Source organism: Peribacillus sp. Hz7 (assembly GCF_042136355.1).
Taxonomy (GTDB): Bacteria; Bacillota; Bacilli; order Bacillales; family DSM-1321; genus Peribacillus; species Peribacillus asahii_A.
Window position 1 is genome coordinate 29,938 of record NZ_JBHHJV010000020.1, and the last position, 18,506, is coordinate 48,443.

General features: G+C 38.9%; 14 protein-coding genes. 8 read left to right on the forward strand and 6 right to left on the reverse strand.

The features are described from left to right. Positions 1–7: 7 nt before the first annotated feature. On the forward strand, positions 8–1,150 hold the full coding sequence (locus tag ACE199_RS19365) for a CaiB/BaiF CoA transferase family protein (RefSeq protein WP_375351220.1): 1,143 nt from the start codon (positions 8–10) through the stop codon (positions 1,148–1,150). A 133-nt stretch (positions 1,151–1,283) separates the two neighbouring features. Next, positions 1,284–2,057, forward strand: coding sequence for an IclR family transcriptional regulator (locus ACE199_RS19370; protein WP_375351221.1), 774 nt, complete (start codon positions 1,284–1,286; stop codon positions 2,055–2,057). 156 nt (positions 2,058–2,213) lie between these two features. On the opposite strand, the gene ACE199_RS19375 is transcribed toward ACE199_RS19370, so the two are convergent. The 4 genes from ACE199_RS19375 to ACE199_RS19390 all read right to left on the reverse strand — a co-directional run bounded on the left by ACE199_RS19375 (position 2,214) and on the right by ACE199_RS19390 (position 6,016). Continuing rightward, a complete protein-coding gene (locus ACE199_RS19375) occupies positions 2,214–2,930 on the reverse strand; it encodes a LutC/YkgG family protein (protein ID WP_375351222.1) in 717 nt (238 codons plus the stop codon). Positions 2,931–2,932: 2 nt separating this feature from the next. Continuing rightward, positions 2,933–4,357: a LutB/LldF family L-lactate oxidation iron-sulfur protein gene (locus tag ACE199_RS19380; RefSeq protein ID WP_375351223.1), complete on the reverse strand. Its 1,425-nt coding sequence runs from the start codon at positions 4,355–4,357 to the stop codon at positions 2,933–2,935. A 35-nt stretch (positions 4,358–4,392) separates the two neighbouring features. Next, complete coding sequence (locus ACE199_RS19385) at positions 4,393–5,109, reverse strand: (Fe-S)-binding protein (RefSeq protein WP_375351224.1); 717 nt, start codon at positions 5,107–5,109, stop codon at positions 4,393–4,395. Between the two features lie 178 nt (positions 5,110–5,287). Next, positions 5,288–6,016, reverse strand: a complete 729-nt coding sequence (locus ACE199_RS19390; RefSeq protein WP_375351225.1) for a FadR/GntR family transcriptional regulator — start codon at positions 6,014–6,016, stop codon at positions 5,288–5,290. Between the two features lie 260 nt (positions 6,017–6,276). Between ACE199_RS19390 and ACE199_RS19395 the strand changes: the two genes are divergently transcribed. Both ACE199_RS19395 and pyc read left to right on the forward strand, forming a co-directional pair. After that, positions 6,277–7,953, forward strand: a complete 1,677-nt coding sequence (locus ACE199_RS19395; RefSeq protein ID WP_375351234.1) for an L-lactate permease — start codon at positions 6,277–6,279, stop codon at positions 7,951–7,953. Positions 7,954–8,010: 57 nt separating this feature from the next. Continuing rightward, a complete protein-coding gene (pyc, locus tag ACE199_RS19400) occupies positions 8,011–11,445 on the forward strand; it encodes a pyruvate carboxylase (RefSeq protein ID WP_375351226.1) in 3,435 nt (1,144 codons plus the stop codon). Between the two features lie 262 nt (positions 11,446–11,707). Here pyc and ACE199_RS19405 read toward each other — a convergent pair whose 3' ends face one another. Then, positions 11,708–12,580 carry a TetR/AcrR family transcriptional regulator gene (locus tag ACE199_RS19405; protein ID WP_252288637.1) on the reverse strand — a complete coding sequence of 291 codons (873 nt, stop codon included), beginning with the start codon at positions 12,578–12,580 and terminating at the stop codon, positions 11,708–11,710. A 164-nt stretch (positions 12,581–12,744) separates the two neighbouring features. On the opposite strand from ACE199_RS19405, the gene ACE199_RS19410 reads away from it, so the two are divergent. Further along, positions 12,745–14,250: a DHA2 family efflux MFS transporter permease subunit gene (locus tag ACE199_RS19410; protein ID WP_375351227.1), complete on the forward strand. Its 1,506-nt coding sequence runs from the start codon at positions 12,745–12,747 to the stop codon at positions 14,248–14,250. 95 nt (positions 14,251–14,345) lie between these two features. After that, positions 14,346–14,561, forward strand: a complete 216-nt coding sequence (locus tag ACE199_RS19415; protein ID WP_375351228.1) for a hypothetical protein — start codon at positions 14,346–14,348, stop codon at positions 14,559–14,561. Positions 14,562–14,594: 33 nt separating this feature from the next. Here the strand turns inward: ACE199_RS19415 and ACE199_RS19420 are convergent, their stop codons facing one another. Next, a complete protein-coding gene (locus tag ACE199_RS19420; RefSeq protein ID WP_375351229.1) occupies positions 14,595–16,445 on the reverse strand; it encodes a sigma-54-dependent Fis family transcriptional regulator in 1,851 nt (616 codons plus the stop codon). Between the two features lie 279 nt (positions 16,446–16,724). Here ACE199_RS19420 and ACE199_RS19425 point away from each other — a divergent pair, with 279 nt between their 5' ends. Together ACE199_RS19425 and ACE199_RS19430 are read left to right on the forward strand one after the other, a co-directional pair. Next, positions 16,725–18,206: an aldehyde dehydrogenase family protein gene (locus ACE199_RS19425; RefSeq protein ID WP_375351230.1), complete on the forward strand. Its 1,482-nt coding sequence runs from the start codon at positions 16,725–16,727 to the stop codon at positions 18,204–18,206. Positions 18,207–18,246: 40 nt separating this feature from the next. Next, positions 18,247–18,441, forward strand: a complete 195-nt coding sequence (locus tag ACE199_RS19430) for a hypothetical protein (RefSeq protein ID WP_252282906.1) — start codon at positions 18,247–18,249, stop codon at positions 18,439–18,441. The last annotated feature ends 65 nt before the right edge of the window (positions 18,442–18,506 follow it).

Sequence of the window (18,506 nt, forward strand, 5' to 3'; positions counted from 1 at the left end):
GAAAGTGATGATACAACCACTAGAAAATATTCGAGTGCTAGATTTATCCCGTGTATATGCAGCTCCTGCAGGTTCCATGATACTAGGGGATTTAGGGGCCGAGGTGATTCGGATTGAACATCCGGAAGGCTCTGATAGTATGCGTGATTGGGGTCCTTTTATTGAAGGGCAAAGCACCTATTATTTATGCGCCAATCGCAATAAAAAATCAATTACGCTAGATTTAAAGACAGAGAGTGGGCGCACTGAATTTAAAGAACTTGTTAAGGACGCAGATATTGTTCTTGAAAATTTTAAAACAGGTGATATGAAGAAGATGGGGCTTGATTATGATGTGTTGAAGGAAATCAATCCACGTCTTATTCATTGTGCGGTAACGGGCTTTGGACAAACAGGGCCGCTTGCCTATGAGCCAGGCTTCGATCCTGTCGTACAGGCGATGAGTGGTTTAATGGATGTAACAGGTCCAATTGATGGAGAGCCGACCAAAGTGGGTATTCCGATTGCAGATATTTTAACATCACATTATGTAGCTATTAGTGTACTAAGTGCATTACGCATGCGTGATTTAACGAATCAAGGGCAATTTATTGATCTTGCGCTGCTTGATGTACAGATTAGTAGTCTTGCTAATGTGGCTAGTGCTTATTTGAATGCAGGGATGGTATCGAAGCGCTTAGGTAATAGCCATAATAATGTAGCACCTTATCAAGTATTTCAGTGCGCAGATGGCCCTCTGATGGTATGTGCAGGAAATGACCGTCAGTTCGAAAAGCTTTGTGTGATGCTCGGGCATGAAGAGTGGATAAATGATCCACGTTATAAATCAAATACAAGTCGTAAAGAAAATGAAGAAGAACTCGTTAGACAAATTAGCGACATTATGGTAACACGAACACGTGAAGAATGGGTTGAGAAGCTGCGACACTATAAAATCCCAGGTGGATGTGTGAATACAATTGAAGAAGCGTTGACCCAGCCACAGGTCATAGCACGTGATTTAATTGGTGAAATAGAGCACCCGCAGTATGGGAAGGTGAAGTTTGTCAAAAATCCAATGCAACGCTCGGGACTAAATATAGCTTATCAAGGTGCACCGCCAATTTTAGGAGAGCACACAGATCAGCTCCTTTTATCCAAAAGAGCATAAAGAGAAAACTTCCATCAATAGGCCCCTCTCCTAGGTGAGAGGAGGCCTCAACGTGGTATAAATTATATTCCCCCATTCACCGCCGTTTTTGGTACGATAAAGGGAGACTTGCTTTATTAAATGAGGTGATGAGATGGATCAGGAGACTTTTAATAAAAACTATACAATGCAGTCACTTCACAAGGCCATTAAGGTATTAAAGGCATTTACACGGGAGGAACCTCGTCTTTCGCTAACAGAGTTAAATAAAAAGACAGGCATTAGCATTTCGAGTTTGCAACGATTTGTTTCCACGCTAGTATACGAAGGGTTTTTACATAAGGATGAGCGTACAAAACAATATCAGTTAGGCCTATCACTTATGTATTTAGGTCGGCTTGTTGAAGAAGAGTCAAGTATAGTGACAGCCGCTGAGTCAATTTTAAAGACATTAAATGAAGAAATTGGTGAAAGTGTGTCACTGAGTGTTGTGGACGGTGATGAACGACGTTGTATTTACAATTTGGCGAGCAAGTATCCGCTGGCAGCCAAAGCCTATGTTGGGGATACAGCACCTTTATATGCAGGTGCTTCAGCCAAAGTTTTACTTGCATTTTTACCGAAGGAGCAGTTCGAGCGATATATGGCTAGTGTCGTCTTTAACCCGATTACGGAAAATACGCTTCTGTCGAAGGAGGCGTTAGAAGATAGTCTAGAGGTTATCAAACAGCAGGGTTTTGCAATTAGTTACAGCGAGCGGGTTAAGGGGGCGCATTCAGTTGCTGCGCCAATCTTAACACCTGCAGGCCATGCTATTGCATCGGTGACTATCGTTATTCCGGATGTACGTTATAAAGATTTTGAAGAACAACATTTAATTTCGCTTGTAACGAATGCGGCGCGTACAATCGAAGAACAATTGTATTAAACTAATGTGATGGAAAAATCTTTATTATGGCATATCTTAATATTTAATCAAACGATTGATTAAATGAAAAAAATAAGCCGAAATACGGAATCATTAATCGAACAAAAAAACAGGCATGAACGTCACCTAGTACGTGCATGGCTGTTTTTTTGTTTTTTACTGATCCTCAATGACAATATAAGTGGCTTTAATTGGTCCATGTACGCCAACTACTGGAATCATTTCAATATCCGCAGAGTTGCTTGGTCCTGTGATGAAATTGATGCATGAAGCGATTTTTTCGTCATTTTGAATTTTTTCCCGAATCCATCGTGCTGCTTGTGTCATGCGTGGAACAATTGTACTTTTTGGAATCAAAATAATCGACTTTTCAGGTAAAAAGCTGATCGTTCTTCCTCTGTCTTTGTTGCTAAATAGTACGGCTGTTCCTGATTCAGCTAATGTAATTTCGCTAATGGTGATGCCGATGTTTGCTTTTTCGGCTTGTCGTATGTTTTCTTCTGGCTGTTCAGAGTTCCACGCGTACACATTGATGCCTGCTTGCGGCCATTGTTCATTCATTAAATCGGATAGTCCATATTGAATAAAACGCTCGTCTTTCCACGTTACAACTGAATGGCCGCCGTAGCTTTCGACTACTGTTTGGAGTGCATCCGTAAGATTTGCTGTATTGGTAATGACAATATTTGTGTTAATATTTTTGCATTGCTCTTGTAATACAGCAACTAATTCGTCTTTTGTTGCATCTCTTAGTACGCGGTTTTGTGGTTGATATCTCCAGACGGGGCGTTCAATGTGTGTTTTCGGTGGGCGACCAAGTTGATTGGCAAGTTTATTTAAAAATGCATTTCGGTTGTGGATGATACCGCTCATGATTATTGGCCTCCTTTTGGACGATTTTTGAACCAGTCTCGGAAATTTTCTTTGTTTGGCGCTGGGAAATCTCTTGCTTCTGTCCAAGCTTTTAATGGGCCTGGGCCGTTTGAGATTTTATTATCTTTTGTAAATGGTGACATTACTGGTGACGCCATTTTCTTCGCCATATTATATAAGGTTGGGGAAGAGGCACCAAAACCGAACGCTTTCATTAATAGCTTTTCTGAAACAGGAGCTTTTCCTTCATTTTCAACAATAACTTGGCGATGCTTATGAATCAGTTGATGCAGTGGGATTTTCACTGGACAAGCATCCGTACAGGCACCGCATAATGTTGAGGCGTATGGTAACTCCTTGAAGTCTTCGTAGCCCCCCAATAATGGTGATAGCACGACACCGACAGGGCCTGAGTAAATTGAGCCATACGTATGACCACCAACATGACGGTATACAGGGCAAGCGTTGACACATGCTGCACAGCGAATACATTGTAGAATTGGTTGGAATTCACCGCCTAGAATGTCTGAGCGTCCGTTATCGACAATGACTAAATGGAATTCTTCTGGTCCATCCGTATCATCCTCATCTTTCACACCTGTTAACGTCGTAATATAACTTGTTAGTTTTTGACCGACTGCACTTCTTGTCAATAAGCTGACCAATACTTCCATTTCTTCAAAGGTCGGAACGATTCTTTCCATTCCCATTACTGTAATTTGTGTTTTCGGTAATGCTGTTACTAAATCAGCATTACCTTCGTTTGTTACTAAAGTAATGGAGCCGCTTTCAGCGATGGCGAAGTTACAGCCTGTAATGCCGATATCTGCTGTTAAGTATTCATTACGTAATTTTTCGCGTACATAAAGCGCCAGTTCTTCTGGTTTTTCCGTTTTGTTGTAGCCTTGCTTTTCTTTAAATACATCGCGAATTTGTTCTTTGTTTTTATGCAATGCAGGAACGACGATATGAGAGGGAGGTTCGTGGTCGTCTACTTGCAAAATGTATTCTCCAAGGTCTGTTTCAATCACTTCACAACCTAGTTGCTCTAGCGCCGCGTTTAAATTGATTTCTTCGGTTACCATTGATTTTGATTTAACGACTTTTGCCGCATTTTTTTCTTTAGCGATGTTTTGAATATAGGCCGTTGCTTCTTCTGCTGTTTGAGCGAAGTAGACATGGCCGCCCCTTTTTGAGACATTTTCGCTTAATTCGTATAAGTAATAATCTAAGTTTTCAAGTACATGCTGTCGAATTTCTTCACCGTGCGAGCGCCATTCTTCCCAATGACCCAGTTCGTCCGCTTGCTTTAGGCGGCGTGTTTGGAATCGTTCTTGTGCACTTGAAACAGCACCGCGCATAAACGTATTTGTTAATTCTTTTGTGACCCGCTTTTTAAACGTATCATCGCTTGTTTTCATTGCCATACGTTATCCCTCCTTGGAAATGCTTGATTTGTTATCTAGCGGCAGTTGAGAACTTCTGCAATATGCATGACTTTAATGGGTTTGCCTTGTCGTTCAATACGTCCGCCAATATTGATTAAACAGCCGGCATCTGCACCGATTAAAATATCTGCTTCGATTTCTTCTGTATTGAGTACTTTTTCGTCGACCATTTGACCCGAAATATTCCCCATTTTTACTGAGAATGTACCGCCGAATCCACAGCATCGATCTTTTCCTGGAAGTTCCACGTACTGTAAGCCTTTCACATGACGTAATAATTTCATTGGTGCTTCTTTCACACCGAGCAATCTCGTCATATGGCAAGAAGTATGGTAAGTTGCCTTGCCTTCTAAATGTGCACCCACATCTTCTACTTTTAAAACATTTACAATAAATTCGGTGAATTCATATGTTTTATCTGCTAATGCTTTTGCTTTTGGCCCCCAAACAGGGTCGCCTTTAAACACTTCAGGATATTCTTTAAACATATATGCACATGACCCAGATGGTGAAACGACATATTCTGCATGTTTGAAAGCTGTAATCATTTTTTTCATTGCATTTTTTGATTCTTCCACGTAGCCGCTATTGTAAGCTGGTTGGCCACAGCAAATTTGACTTTCTGGAAAGTCGATGTCGCATCCAAGCCTTTCTAATACTTCAACCGCTGCTTTTCCTACATCTCCTTGAAACATATCGACTAAACAAGTCGCAAAAAGGGTTACTTTCATATCTATTGCTCCTTTTTTATTTCTATTTCCTTAAAAACAACCAATCAACAGGTCATCTGATGACTTGTGGTGAAGATATTGATTTTTATAATACTACAACTTTTTGGATTTATGGAAGTATTAATATTGAATTTTCTAAAAATAAAAGCTTGCCTATCTGAAAAATAGGCAGCTTATATTACTTGATTGCTTCTGTTAATTCAAAATATTGCATTAGAATTTCTTCTACATTACTAAGATGTGAAAACATTGCTTGCTTTGCTTGCTCTTCGTTTTGCTGTTTAATAGCAAGGAAAATTTGCATATGTTCATCATATAATTTTTCGCTCGTCGTTTTTTTTGAAAACAGCCAAATACGTCGCGTTTCCTTCATTGTTTCAATCATTAACCCAGATACTTGATCTAATAAAGTCGCCAGTAATGGATTTTGAGATGCTGCAGAGATAGCTGAATGGAACTGGAAATCCACTTTTTCTCCTAATTCTCCATGACCTTGTACTCGTTTCATCTCATCTAAAATTTGCATCATTGCTTGTATGTCTTCTTCCGTTCGGTGAATTGCGGCACTAGCAGCAGCACCCACTTCAATAATTTTACGTACTTCTAACAGGTGGGAGACATCTTTTTTATTCGTTAAAATTGCTGTTGATAACGGGAAAGCCATTTGATTAGGTTGGATTTTTTTTACAAATGTCCCTGAACCTTGTTTAATTTGGATTAAGCCCATGGCTTTTAAAGCTGAAAGTGCTTCTCTAATGGCAGACCTGCTTACTTGTAATTGTTCAGCTAGTTGCTCTACCGAATCAAGACGATCTCCGGGCTTCAGCTCGCCAGTTCGAATTTTTTCGTACAGAACCTCTGATACTTCTTCATATATTTTTTTGGGTTTAATTTTTTTAAATTCCAAGGGTCTACACCTCATTTATCTCTTTCGATTGCTTCATTGCTAGCCTTATTATACATGATGGATGGAATTTTACTCATTGTTAAAAATTTAAGGTTATAAGAATTCGAGAAAATAAAAAAATATTGAATTTTAAGAATTTAGTCAATATAATGCTAACATAAGGTCATCTGATGACCTAACCTCTTGTTATTAAGAGGAAAAGTCGGATGAAATTGAAGGGGTTATCTGGGACAAATATTAAATTGGGGGTGGGGGCTTTGATATTCACACAAAATTTTACGGCTGTTGGTGACAGTTTGACTTGGTCGGCAATTGTCGCAGTCATTCCGATGCTTTACTTTTTCTGGGCTTTAGCTATTAAAAAAATGAAAGGATATATGGCTGGTTTAACGACATTGCTCGTTTCGTTAGTCTTGTCTGTAATCGCTTTCAAAGTGCCGGTTGGAACAGCTGTTATGTCGGCTACTCAAGGGGCTGTTTACGGATTAGTACCGATTGGGTGGATTATCGTTACGTCCGTTTTCCTGTACAACATTACTGTAAAAACAGGAAATTTTACTATCATTCGCTATTCAGTATTATCAATTACGGAAGACCGACGTATTCAAGCATTACTCGTTGCCTTTTCGTTCGGGGCATTTCTTGAAGGAGCTGCAGGATTTGGAGCACCTGTTGCAATTTCTGCCGCGTTATTAGTTGGACTTGGCTTTAATCCATTGTATGCAGCGGGGCTTTGTTTAATTGCCAATACAGCACCCGTTGCATTTGGTGCAATTGGTGTACCGATTACTGCAATGGAAGGACCAACAGGTATTTCTGCAATAGAAATTTCTAAAATGGTTGGTCGACAATTACCTATGTTAGCGGTGTTCATTCCATTTTTCTTGATTTTCATTATGACTGGATTTAAAAAGGCTTTGGAAGTAATGCCAGCTATTTTAGTATCAGGCGTTTCGTTTGCTGCAACACAATTTTTAAGCTCGAACTATTTAGGCCCTGAATTACCAGATGTTTTATCTGCTTTAGTTTCATTGGTTGCGCTAGCTGTGTTTATGAAATTTTGGCAGCCAAAAACTATTTATCGCTTCGCTTCTGAACGAGAAGTAGCAGCTGCCTCTACCGTATCAAAAGAGTCTTATAGTGGTGCCGCGATTGCAAAAGCTTGGTCACCTTTTATTATTTTGACTGTATTTATCTCATTCTGGGGGATTCCAACAATTAAAACAGCTTTAACTGGGCACTATGAGGGAACAAATGTCATTTTAAAAGGCGTGAATGTACTAGGACAAGCATTGACATTTATGCCTGAAGTACCGTTCTTACATAATAAGGTGATAAATGGTGCTACAGGTGATCCAATAGCTGCTTTCTATAAATTAGAATTGTTAGGAGCTGCAGGTACGGCTATTTTATTAGCTGCGATTGTATCGAAGTTTATTTTCAAAATGTCTTGGCGTGATTGGGGTAAGATATTCATTGAAACGATCTATGAAATTAAATACCCGCTTATTACAATTTGCTGTGTTGTCGGATATGCCTATGTAACGAATGTTGCGGGCATGATGACAACGCTTGGATTAGTGTTAGCAAAAACAGGTGCACTATTCCCGTTCTTCTCACCAGTCTTAGGTTGGGTTGGTGTGTTTATTACAGGTTCAGATACTTCAGCCAACGTGTTATTTGCCAAGTTGCAACAAGTAACGGCTGAGTCGGTTGGTATGGACCCGTTATTAGCACTTGCAGCTAACTCATCTGGCGGGGTAACAGGCAAAATGATTTCACCACAATCCATCGCGGTAGCAGCCGCAGCTGTTGGACTCGTCGGTAGAGAGTCTGAATTGCTCCGCTTTACGCTAAAGTATAGTGTGTGGATGTTGTTATTTATTTGTATTCTAACGTTTTTACAAAGTAATGTACTAGCTTGGATGATTCCGTAATTTTAAGTTTAAAATCGCCGAGAAGATTATGATATATCAAATATTGGAGTGAGTAAATTGAAGTTAATTCACAAAATTCTTGTAGCTAATCGTGGGGAAATTGCTATTCGAGTATTCCGCGCATGTACAGAACTAAAAATTAAGACTGTTGCTATTTATTCTCGTGAAGATAGTGGTTCTTATCATCGTTACAAGGCAGATGAAGCGTATTTAGTTGGCGCCGGCAAAAAACCAATTGATGCTTATTTAGATATTGAAGGGATTATTGAGATTGCAAAAGATGCGGGGGTTGACGCGATTCACCCGGGATATGGTTTTTTATCAGAAAATGTAGATTTTGCACGTCGTTGTGAAGAAGAAGGGATCATCTTTATTGGGCCAACATCAAAGCATTTAGATATGTTTGGTGACAAAGTCAAGGCACGTGAACAAGCTATCAACGCAGATATTCCGGTTATTCCGGGAACAGATGGACCGGTAGCTTCGGTGGAGGAAGTTATGACCTTTGGCGAAACATATGGCTATCCAGTAATGATTAAAGCGTCGCTTGGCGGCGGTGGCCGCGGTATGCGTGTGGTGCAGTCGAAAGAAGACGTAGTTTCAGCATATGAGCGAGCTAAATCTGAAGCAAAGGCAGCTTTTGGTTCAGATGAAGTGTATGTAGAAAAATGTATTATCAAGCCTAAGCATATTGAGGTTCAAATAATTGGCGACAAAGAAGGGAATATTGTGCATTTGTATGAGCGGGATTGCTCCATTCAACGTCGCCATCAAAAGGTAGTAGAGATTGCTCCATCCAATTCGATTTCAGAAGATTTAAGACATAGAATCTGTGATGCTGCGGTCAGACTGATGAAAAATATTGAATATATCAATGCGGGTACAGTGGAATTTTTAGTTGCAGGAGAGGATTTTTATTTTATTGAAGTGAACCCGCGTATTCAAGTGGAACATACGATTACGGAAATGATTACAGGCATCGATATTGTTCATGCACAAATTAAAGTAGCTGATGGCTTCAGTCTGCATAGCGAAGAAATTCATATTCCGAGACAAGAGGATATTCCGATGTTCGGTTTTGCAATTCAAGCACGTGTGACAACGGAAGACCCTGCAAATAACTTTATGCCGGATACAGGAAAGCTCATGGTGTACCGTTCAAGCGGCAGTTTTGGGGTACGTCTAGATGCAGGGAATGGGTTTCAAGGTGCAGTAGTGACACCATACTATGATTCTTTGCTTGTGAAGATTTCAACATCTGGCATGACATTTAAAGAAGCTGCAGCCAAAATGGATCGTAACTTGCGTGAGTTTCGTATTCGTGGTGTCAAAACGAATATTCCATTTTTAAATAATGTTGTTGTACATGAGAAGTTTTTAAGTGGTGAATTTGATACGAGCTTTATCGATACAACACCAGAATTATTTGATTTCCCTGAGCGTAAAGACCGTGGAACGAAGCTGCTAAGCTATATCGGTAATGTCACATTGAACGGCTTCCCAGGTGTGGAAAAGAAAACCAAGCCGATTTTTGTACAACCGAGCATTCCGAAAGTGGATAAACGCATCATACCACCAGCTGGTACAAAGCAAATTTTAGATACGCAAGGAGCAGCCGGCTTAGTGAAGTGGATTTTAGCACAAGAGGATGTACTTTTAACGGATACAACATTCCGTGATGCCCACCAATCACTTCTGGCAACTCGTGTGCGTTCTCAAGACATGTTCCAAATTGCCGATGCAACAGCGCGTATGATGCATAACTATTTCTCACTAGAAATGTGGGGCGGAGCAACATTCGATGTAGCGTATCGTTTCTTAAAAGAAGATCCGTGGACACGTTTAGCGAAGCTTCGTGAACAAGTGCCGAATGTGTTATTCCAAATGCTATTACGCGGCGCGAATGCAGTGGGTTATACGAACTATCCTGATAATTTAATTCGTGAATTTATAGCAGAGTCAGCTGCATCTGGCATTGATGTGTTCCGTATTTTCGATAGCTTAAACTGGATTAAAGGGATGGATGTGGCTATTGATGCAGCGCGCCAATCAGGTAAAATTGCCGAAGCTGCGATTTGTTATACAGGGGATATTTTAGATGATTCCCGCGCGAAATATTCTGTGCAGTATTATAAAAACATGGCAAAAGAGTTAGAAGCAACAGGGGCGCATATTTTAGCTATTAAAGATATGGCAGGACTTCTAAAACCAGAAGCTGCCTATCGATTAATTTCAGAGTTAAAAGACTCAATAAATCTACCCATTCATTTGCATACGCATGATACGAGCAGTAACGGGATTTACTTGTACGCAAAAGCGATTGAAGCAGGCGTCGATATTATTGATACGACACTCAGTTCAATGGCAGGCTTAACCTCACAACCAAGTGCCAATTCTCTGTACTATGCGATGAAGGGGGCTAAACGTGGAGTTCGTGCAGATATTGAATCACTTGAAAAATTATCATACTACTGGGGAGATGTGCGTAAATACTATAAAGATTTTGAAAGTGGCATGAATAGTCCACATTCGGAAATTTATGTTCATGAAATGCCGGGGGGACAGTATAGTAACTTACAGCAACAAGCGAAAGCCGTTGGACTTGGCGACCGTTGGGATGAAGTGAAACACATGTACTCTCGCGTGAATTTATTGTTCGGTGATATTGTCAAAGTGACACCTTCCTCTAAAGTAGTTGGGGATATGGCACTCTTTATGGTACAAAATGATTTAGATGAGGAATCGGTTTTGACTCGTGGACAAACGATTGATTTTCCTGAATCAGTGATTGAATTTTTCCAAGGATATTTAGGTCAGCCATATGGAGGTTTCCCTGAAGCCTTACAAAAAGTTATATTGAAGGACCGCGAAGCTATTTCGGTACGTCCAGGCGAGCTTCTTGAGGATATTAACTTCGAACAATTAGGAAGTGTTTTAGAAGAAAAAATGGTAGGCCCTGTGACAAAGAAGGATATTTTAGCTTATGCGCTTTATCCGAAAGTTTTTGAAGAATATATGAAGACAGTCAACTTATTTGGCGATGTGTCTGTTCTTGATACACCAACATTTTTCTACGGCTTAAAGCTGGGAGAAGAAATTGAAGTTGAAATTGAGAAAGGTAAAACATTAATTATTAAATTAGTGTCTATTGGTGAGCCTCAGCATGATGGTACACGTGTCCTTTACTTTGACTTCAATGGTCAGTCTCGTGAAGTAATTATTCAAGATTTAACAATGGAAGTAGATGGTAGTATTGCTATGAAGGCAGATCCAAGCAATCCAAATCAAATTGGTGCAACGATGCCAGGTACAGTGCTGAAAGTAGTTGTTTCAAAAGGTAGCTCAGTAAAGCGAGGAGACCATTTACTGATTACGGAGGCAATGAAAATGGAAACGACCGTACAGGCACCAAAAGATGGTATTGTGAAGGAAGTATACGCGCAAGCAGGCGATGCTATTTCGACAGGTGATTTATTGATTGAATTAGAATAATATTTTAGGTTGGGGTTCTGTGAATTCATGGAACATTAGATGAGCGGCATGATGTAATAAGTTCTCAAAGACTTTGATATAACAAGGTTTAAGAGAACTTATTACATGCGGTGGTTGCATGAGCGATTAACTATTCTTATACTAGCTCGACGATATAGATCTCTTATCAATTTTCAAATTGGTAAGAGGTTTTTTTATATTCTTCGATCTATGTAAGTTTTTTTCTTTTATTGATTAAAAACTTCATTACATCAATTAAAGTTTATAATGCTTTTAAAAAATACCAAACCATACTTGTAAAGGTATTTACTTGTGCTTCTAGAGGAGTTTTCATAAATGTTAGTTGAAATGGTTTTAGTAATGGTCGTAGAACACATTTACGAATACGTTCTTGCTTTAATTCCGAGATAATTACGGTAAATAAATCTTGTTGTTCTTGAGTAAAAGTCGCTTCTTTTTCGATATGTTGTGCTAGTTCTATTAATTCTTCCACTGTTATAATACGTCGGTCGACATTTGCGCGTAATAGATGAATGGCAGATTGATCGAGTAACTTACTATTCTGTTGAATCATTTTTGGAATAATCAGCTCCATATAAGAAAGGATAACATCCACAATTTGATGAATGGAGCGTGGCATATTTGTAACGCGCATTGTAAACATTATATGTTGCATCATCCCGTAAAATAAGATGGTACCTTCAAAGGCATATTCCTCAATATGGTATCCAAACACTTCTGTAAAACGCTTAGCTAACCATTCCAGTTCATACATGCGGTGATGCAGCACTAATTTTTTTAGTTCTTTTTCATTTGAGTTTAAAATGGCTTCAAATAATGCATTTAAATTACGCTCTTCATTCAACTGAATTAAAATTGAGATTTGTTCAATAAGAACCTGACGATCTTTTTCGTCTTTTCCAATCTGCATTTCCATTCGGATTTGGCTGGCATCATACCGCAATCCTTCTAAAATTTCAGCAATACAATCGTTTTTAGATGAAAAATAATTATAAAAAGTTCCTTTGGATATATTTGCTTGCTCAATAATTTCTTGTATCGATGTTTGTTGAATACCTTTTTCAACAAATAATCGTAATGCTACATTTGCTACATGTCTTTTACGGTTATTCATAATTCCTCCATCGAACGTTTTATATACATTCAGTATAAAGTTGTTCGAGTTGAATCTCAATGATTTTAAACCATTAGTATAATATGCTTGAAAAAATTGTACTGAGGGTTTAAAATTCTCGAGTGACCAAAAAAATTAAATAAAGAAATAGAGGGAAAGAAAATATGAATTCAATGGATCAAATGAAAAAGCCGTCTTATTTGATGATTGCCGTTTTATTCGTTGGTGCCTTTGTATCATTTCTAAATAACTCGTTATTAAACGTAGCACTGCCATCCATTATGGTAGATCTAGAAATTAAGGATTATGCAACAGTTCAATGGCTTGCTACAGGCTATATGCTTGTAAGTGGGATTTTAATCCCGGCTTCAGCATTTTTAATTACACGCTTTTCAAACCGTAGCTTATATATTACATCGATGGTGATTTTTACCTTAGGTACAGCAATGGCTGCTTTTGCACCAAACTTTGCAGTGTTATTGGCTGGACGTATGGTTCAAGCCGCAGGGTCTTCTGTTATGGGGCCGTTATTAATGAACGTTATGCTTATTAGCTTCCCGCGTGAAAAACGTGGTGCAGCAATGGGGATTTTCGGTTTAGTCATGATTAGTGCACCTGCAATTGGACCTACTTTATCAGGGTATATTGTAGAGCATCATGATTGGCGCGTACTATTTGAAATGATTTTACCGCTTGCTATTATTAGTCTGCTATTATCGATTTGGAAGTTAGACAATGTAATGGAAACAAATAAAAACGCTAAAATCGACTATTTCTCGGTTGTTTTATCTACAATCGGTTTTGGTGGTTTATTATATGGGTTCAGTTCAGCGAGCTCAGATGGTTGGACCGATACATTAGTCGTAACAACCTTAATTGTCGGTGCTGTGGCGTTAATCGTTTTCGTTATACGTCAATTAAAGTTAGAGAATCCGTTATTAGATTTACACGTATATAAATATCCAATGTTTACGTTAAGTTCGATTATTTCGATGGTTAATGCAGTGGCGATGTTCTCAGGGATGATCTTAACGCCTGCTTATGTACAAAGTGTTCGTGGTATTTCACCGTTAGATTCAGGGTTAATGATGTTGCCAGGGGCCGTTGTTATGGCGATTATGTCACCGATTACCGGGAAATTATTTGATAAAATGGGCCCTCGTCTATTAGCGCTAATAGGTTTAGGTATTACAGCGGTTTCTACTTATTTATTAGCAGAACTACAAATTGACTCATCATACACCTATATTATTATGATTTATACACTTCGTATGTTTGGGATGTCGATGGTCATGATGCCTATTATGACAAACGGTTTAAACCAATTACCGACACGTTTAAATCCGCATGGTACAGCGATAAACAACACGGCACAACAAGTATCAGGTTCAATTGGTACAGCTATTTTAGTAACGATTATGAACCATGTAACAACAAATGAAGCGGAAAGTTTAATGGCTGGTGTTGACCCAGCTACAGCAACGGAGCAAGCAATGACGCTGCTAGGTCAACAAGCGTTATTAGCTGGTATTCAATATTCATTCTTAGTAGCATTAGGCATGAACATTGTTGCGTTAATTTTAGCGTTCTTCCTAAAGAGAGTGGATGTCAGTGAAGACGCAGTTCGTAAAATCGAAGAAAGTGAAACACCAGAACAAGCTACAAATTAAATTAAAATCACAAAGCCTCCAAGGCATGGAAGTATTTAAACTTTCCAACTTGGAGGCTTTGTTTATTTTATGAGATTCTATTTTTTTATAGGGCTTTGTTAAACGATTCATTAAATATAAAGAAGGAACAAATCAACTATGAAACATATGGAGAAGTAAACAGCTTAATCGATCAGCGCTATGAGATTATACGTGAATATTATGAAACGAAAGATGAAGAGCTGAGCACAACTTTAAAAACAGAGGGAGAAAAGCTAAAAGAATCGATTAAAGAGAAAGAAGAAGAGATGAAAAAGAAATACGCTAATTAATTAAGCGCCCTTAAATGGGGCGCTTTTTGAATATTACAACATAAGATTATACTCTTTCATTTTCCGATAAAGCGTATTACGTCCAATATCCAATTGCTTAGCAGCACGACTAATATTTCCATTTGTTTGTTCCAATACTTGCTGAATAAGAGCTATTTCATGTTCTCGCAAGCTCATAATCTTTTGGCTTTTTGTTTGTTCTTTTTCTATTGGTTCAACTGAAGAGGGACAAAGAGAAAGAAGCAAGGATTTCGTAATACGACTCTCATTGGCTAGAAAGGCGGCCTGCTGTAATACATTTTGTAATTGTCGGAAATTCCCTGCCCATTCATATTCAGTAATAAAGGTTTGGGCATCTTCGGTTAGTTCTATATTTTCTTTTTTGAAAGGTAACTGAGATAAAATATGTTCGGCTAATAAAAGCAAATCGGTACGATTGCGTAGAGGGGGAAGCTTTAACGTAAAGCCATTGAGACGAAAATATAAATCGGCACGAAAACGTCCCGCCTCTATTTCCTTTTGTAGGTCTTTATGAGTGGCCGCAATAATCCGTACATCAATAGGACGAGGAGTTGTTCCTCCGATACGTGTGATACAACGTTCTTGCAGCACTCGAAGTAAGGCAGCTTGGGCAGTCAGAGGCATATCCCCAATTTCATCTAAGAACAGAGTCCCGCCGTTTGCTGCTTCAAACTTACCTGCTTGTCCCTGGCTTTTGGCTCCTGTGAAGGCCCCTTTTTCATATCCAAATAACTCACTTTCTAATAAACTTTCAGGAATAGCGCTACAGTTAATGGCGATAAAGGGTTGGTTGCTTCTGAAGCTTGCACCATGGATAGATTGAGCAAATAACTCTTTCCCTGTGCCTGTTTCACCAGAAATCAGAAGGTTTATATCTATAATTGCTGCTTTTTTCGCAATGGCTATCATTTCATTCATTTTAGAGTCTTGGCTAATAATATCGGTAAAGTGATAACGATTCGTTAATGCAGCATTCTGTTGTTTTGTTTCTCCTCGTAAAAGCATATAGGACTGATCACGATAATCACTAGTAAGAATGTGGGGAGTAAATACTTGATTATTTAACAAAAATTTTTGCTCTGGTACTAAAGGGTTCACTTCTACTAGAATGTTGGAAATCGGTTTACCAATTGCAGCTTGTTCTGAATAACCAATTGTACGGGTTGCTGCCGTATTCACTCTTGTAATTGTGCCTTCTTTATTAACGGTAATAAGAGGGGCAGGGTGATGATTATAAATAAAATCAAGATCTTTTGTGAAGTTTTTTGGTTGCTTTTGAGTATGAGCTAGTAAAAGAGCTTGTTCAATACTATGAGCGGTTCTTTTGACCAAACCTAATGTGAGTGGATGATAGTTTTGTTGATAGCTACTTAAATTTAAAATGCCGAGAAGTTGTCCTTTAGAATCAAGAATGGGAGCTGCGGCACAAGTAAGAAAATGATTATTCTCCCAAAAATGTTGGCTTCCGTGAACAAGTACGGAGCTTTTTTCTACAATAGCTGTACCAATCGCATTGGTTCCCTTCGATTCTTCCAGCCAATTGGCTCCTTTTCTTAAAGCGACGTTATCAGCATGCCTAATAAAAGAAGGTTCTCCAACGGTATCGATGATATATCCTTCAGGTGTAGCAATTAATAGAAGAAATTCCGCCCCACGAATGGAATCGTGCACGTTCTCTAAAATAGAAGAGGAGTAATAAAGAAGCTCCTCATATTTATCGTAGTATTGGGTTAGTTCATATTCTCCAAGTATATGGTCTTGATCGATTGTTGCAGGGTCAAGTCCATTTGAATAACAACGTTTCCATGATTCTTGAATATGATTAGGGACTATTCCTTTAGATGTGTTGAGATCGATAGACATAGAATGACACCTCGCAGTTTGCTTAATATTCTGGGAAAAATATCAAATATAAGAACTATTATAGCAGAATGGTAGAACACTGTAGAATTTTTGTGCACTGTTCTAAATTTATACACCTGTTCCAGGATGGTACATGAAGTTGTTCCATTATGGAACAGGTGTATATGTTTAAAAATGATGGGATGCGAAGATCAAAGGTCTTTAATTTTGGCATAGGACTTGCATATATAAATAGTTGTAAGCGGTACCAACATAGTTAATTTAAGGGGGATTTTTTAGATGGAACAAACATTATCAATCAAGCCGCGTGTACAGGAGTTTTTAAAGGGAACGAAAAAGCTTTTGATTAATGGGGAATGGGTAGAAGCCGCTTCAGGCCAAACTTTTGAAACTCTTGATCCTTCTAATGGAAAAGTGTTGGCTGTAGTGAGTGAAGCAGGACCAGAAGATGTAGATAGAGCAGTAAAAGCTGCTCGTCAGGCTTTTGAAAACGGTCTATGGAGAAAGATGAGTGCTTCTGAACGCGGTCGTCTTATTTATAAATTAGCTGATTTAATGGAAGCGCACCAAGAAGAATTAGCGCAGTTAGAGACTTTAGATAATGGGAAGCCTATTAATGAAACAAGAAATGCGGATGTACCTCTTGCTATCGATCATATTCGTTATTATGCTGGCTGGACTACGAAAATTATGGGACAAACGATTCCAGTTGCAGGTAACTATTTTAACTATACACGTCATGAACCAGTTGGTGTAGTAGGACAAATTATTCCGTGGAATTTTCCTCTGCTTATGGCAACTTGGAAGTTAGGAGCAGCTCTTGCTACAGGATGTACAATTGTGTTAAAACCAGCAGAGCAAACACCGTTATCAGCTTTATATTTAGGTCAACTAGCACTTGAAGCTGGCATCCCAGCTGGAGTTCTTAATATTGTACCAGGTTTTGGAGAAACGGCTGGGGCACCGCTTGTCGATCATCCAGACGTAGATAAGATTGCGTTCACTGGTTCAACATCTGTCGGAAAAATGATTATGCGCCAAGCGGCAGGAACAGTTAAAAAGATTTCTCTTGAGCTAGGTGGAAAATCACCTAATATTATTTTACCGGATGCGGATATGAGTAAAGCGATACCTGGAGCTTTAATGGGTATTATGTTTAACCAAGGCCAAGTTTGCTGTGCCGGTTCACGTCTTTATATTCAAAAGAAATCTTATGATAATGTAGTTGCAGATTTAGCTGCTCATGCTAAAAACATTAAGCAGGGGGCGGGGATTAATCCTTCTACCCAAATCGGGCCATTAGTTTCTCAGGAGCAATTAGAGCGAGTAGGGAAATATATTGAATTAGGAAAACAAGAAGGAGCAGAAGTTGTAGCGGGTGGTGTTTATGGTCAAGGAGAAGGATATTTTGTTGAACCAACGATCTTTGCTGATGTGAATGATGAGATGACAATTGCGAAAGAAGAAATCTTTGGACCGGTTGTGTCTGCTATGCCATTTGAAGATTTAGACGATGTCATCCGTCGCGCAAACAACTCTGAATATGGCTTAGCAGCTGGTTTATGGACACAGGATGTGAAGAAGGCTCACTATGTGGCGAATCAATTAAAAGCAGGTACGGTATGGGTAAACTGTTATAACGTTTTTGATGCTGCCTCTCCTTTTGGAGGATATAAACAAAGTGGAATTGGCCGAGAAATGGGAAGCTATGCGCTTGATAATTATACGGAAGTGAAGAGTGTGTGGATTAACTTAAATTAATATCACCTTTTGATGATTTGGAGGGGTTTGTTTCATTCAAATGACAAGCTGGGTATGGAAAAAAGAAAGTAGTGAAACCGTTATATACGTAGTCAATGCATTTATCAAGGCTGGGATAGAAGATAACCAAATCATTGCGGTTACTCGAACAATGAAAGATGAATTTGGACTGAGTTCAGAAGATGAAACAGAAGAAGTAGTTAAGCGGTACTTAGTCTCACAGAAGTGTGTTTAAGGGAAAAGACAAGCCCCGGGAAAAAGAGGTGAGGATTACTCTTTTTCCCGGGGTTTTCTACTAAT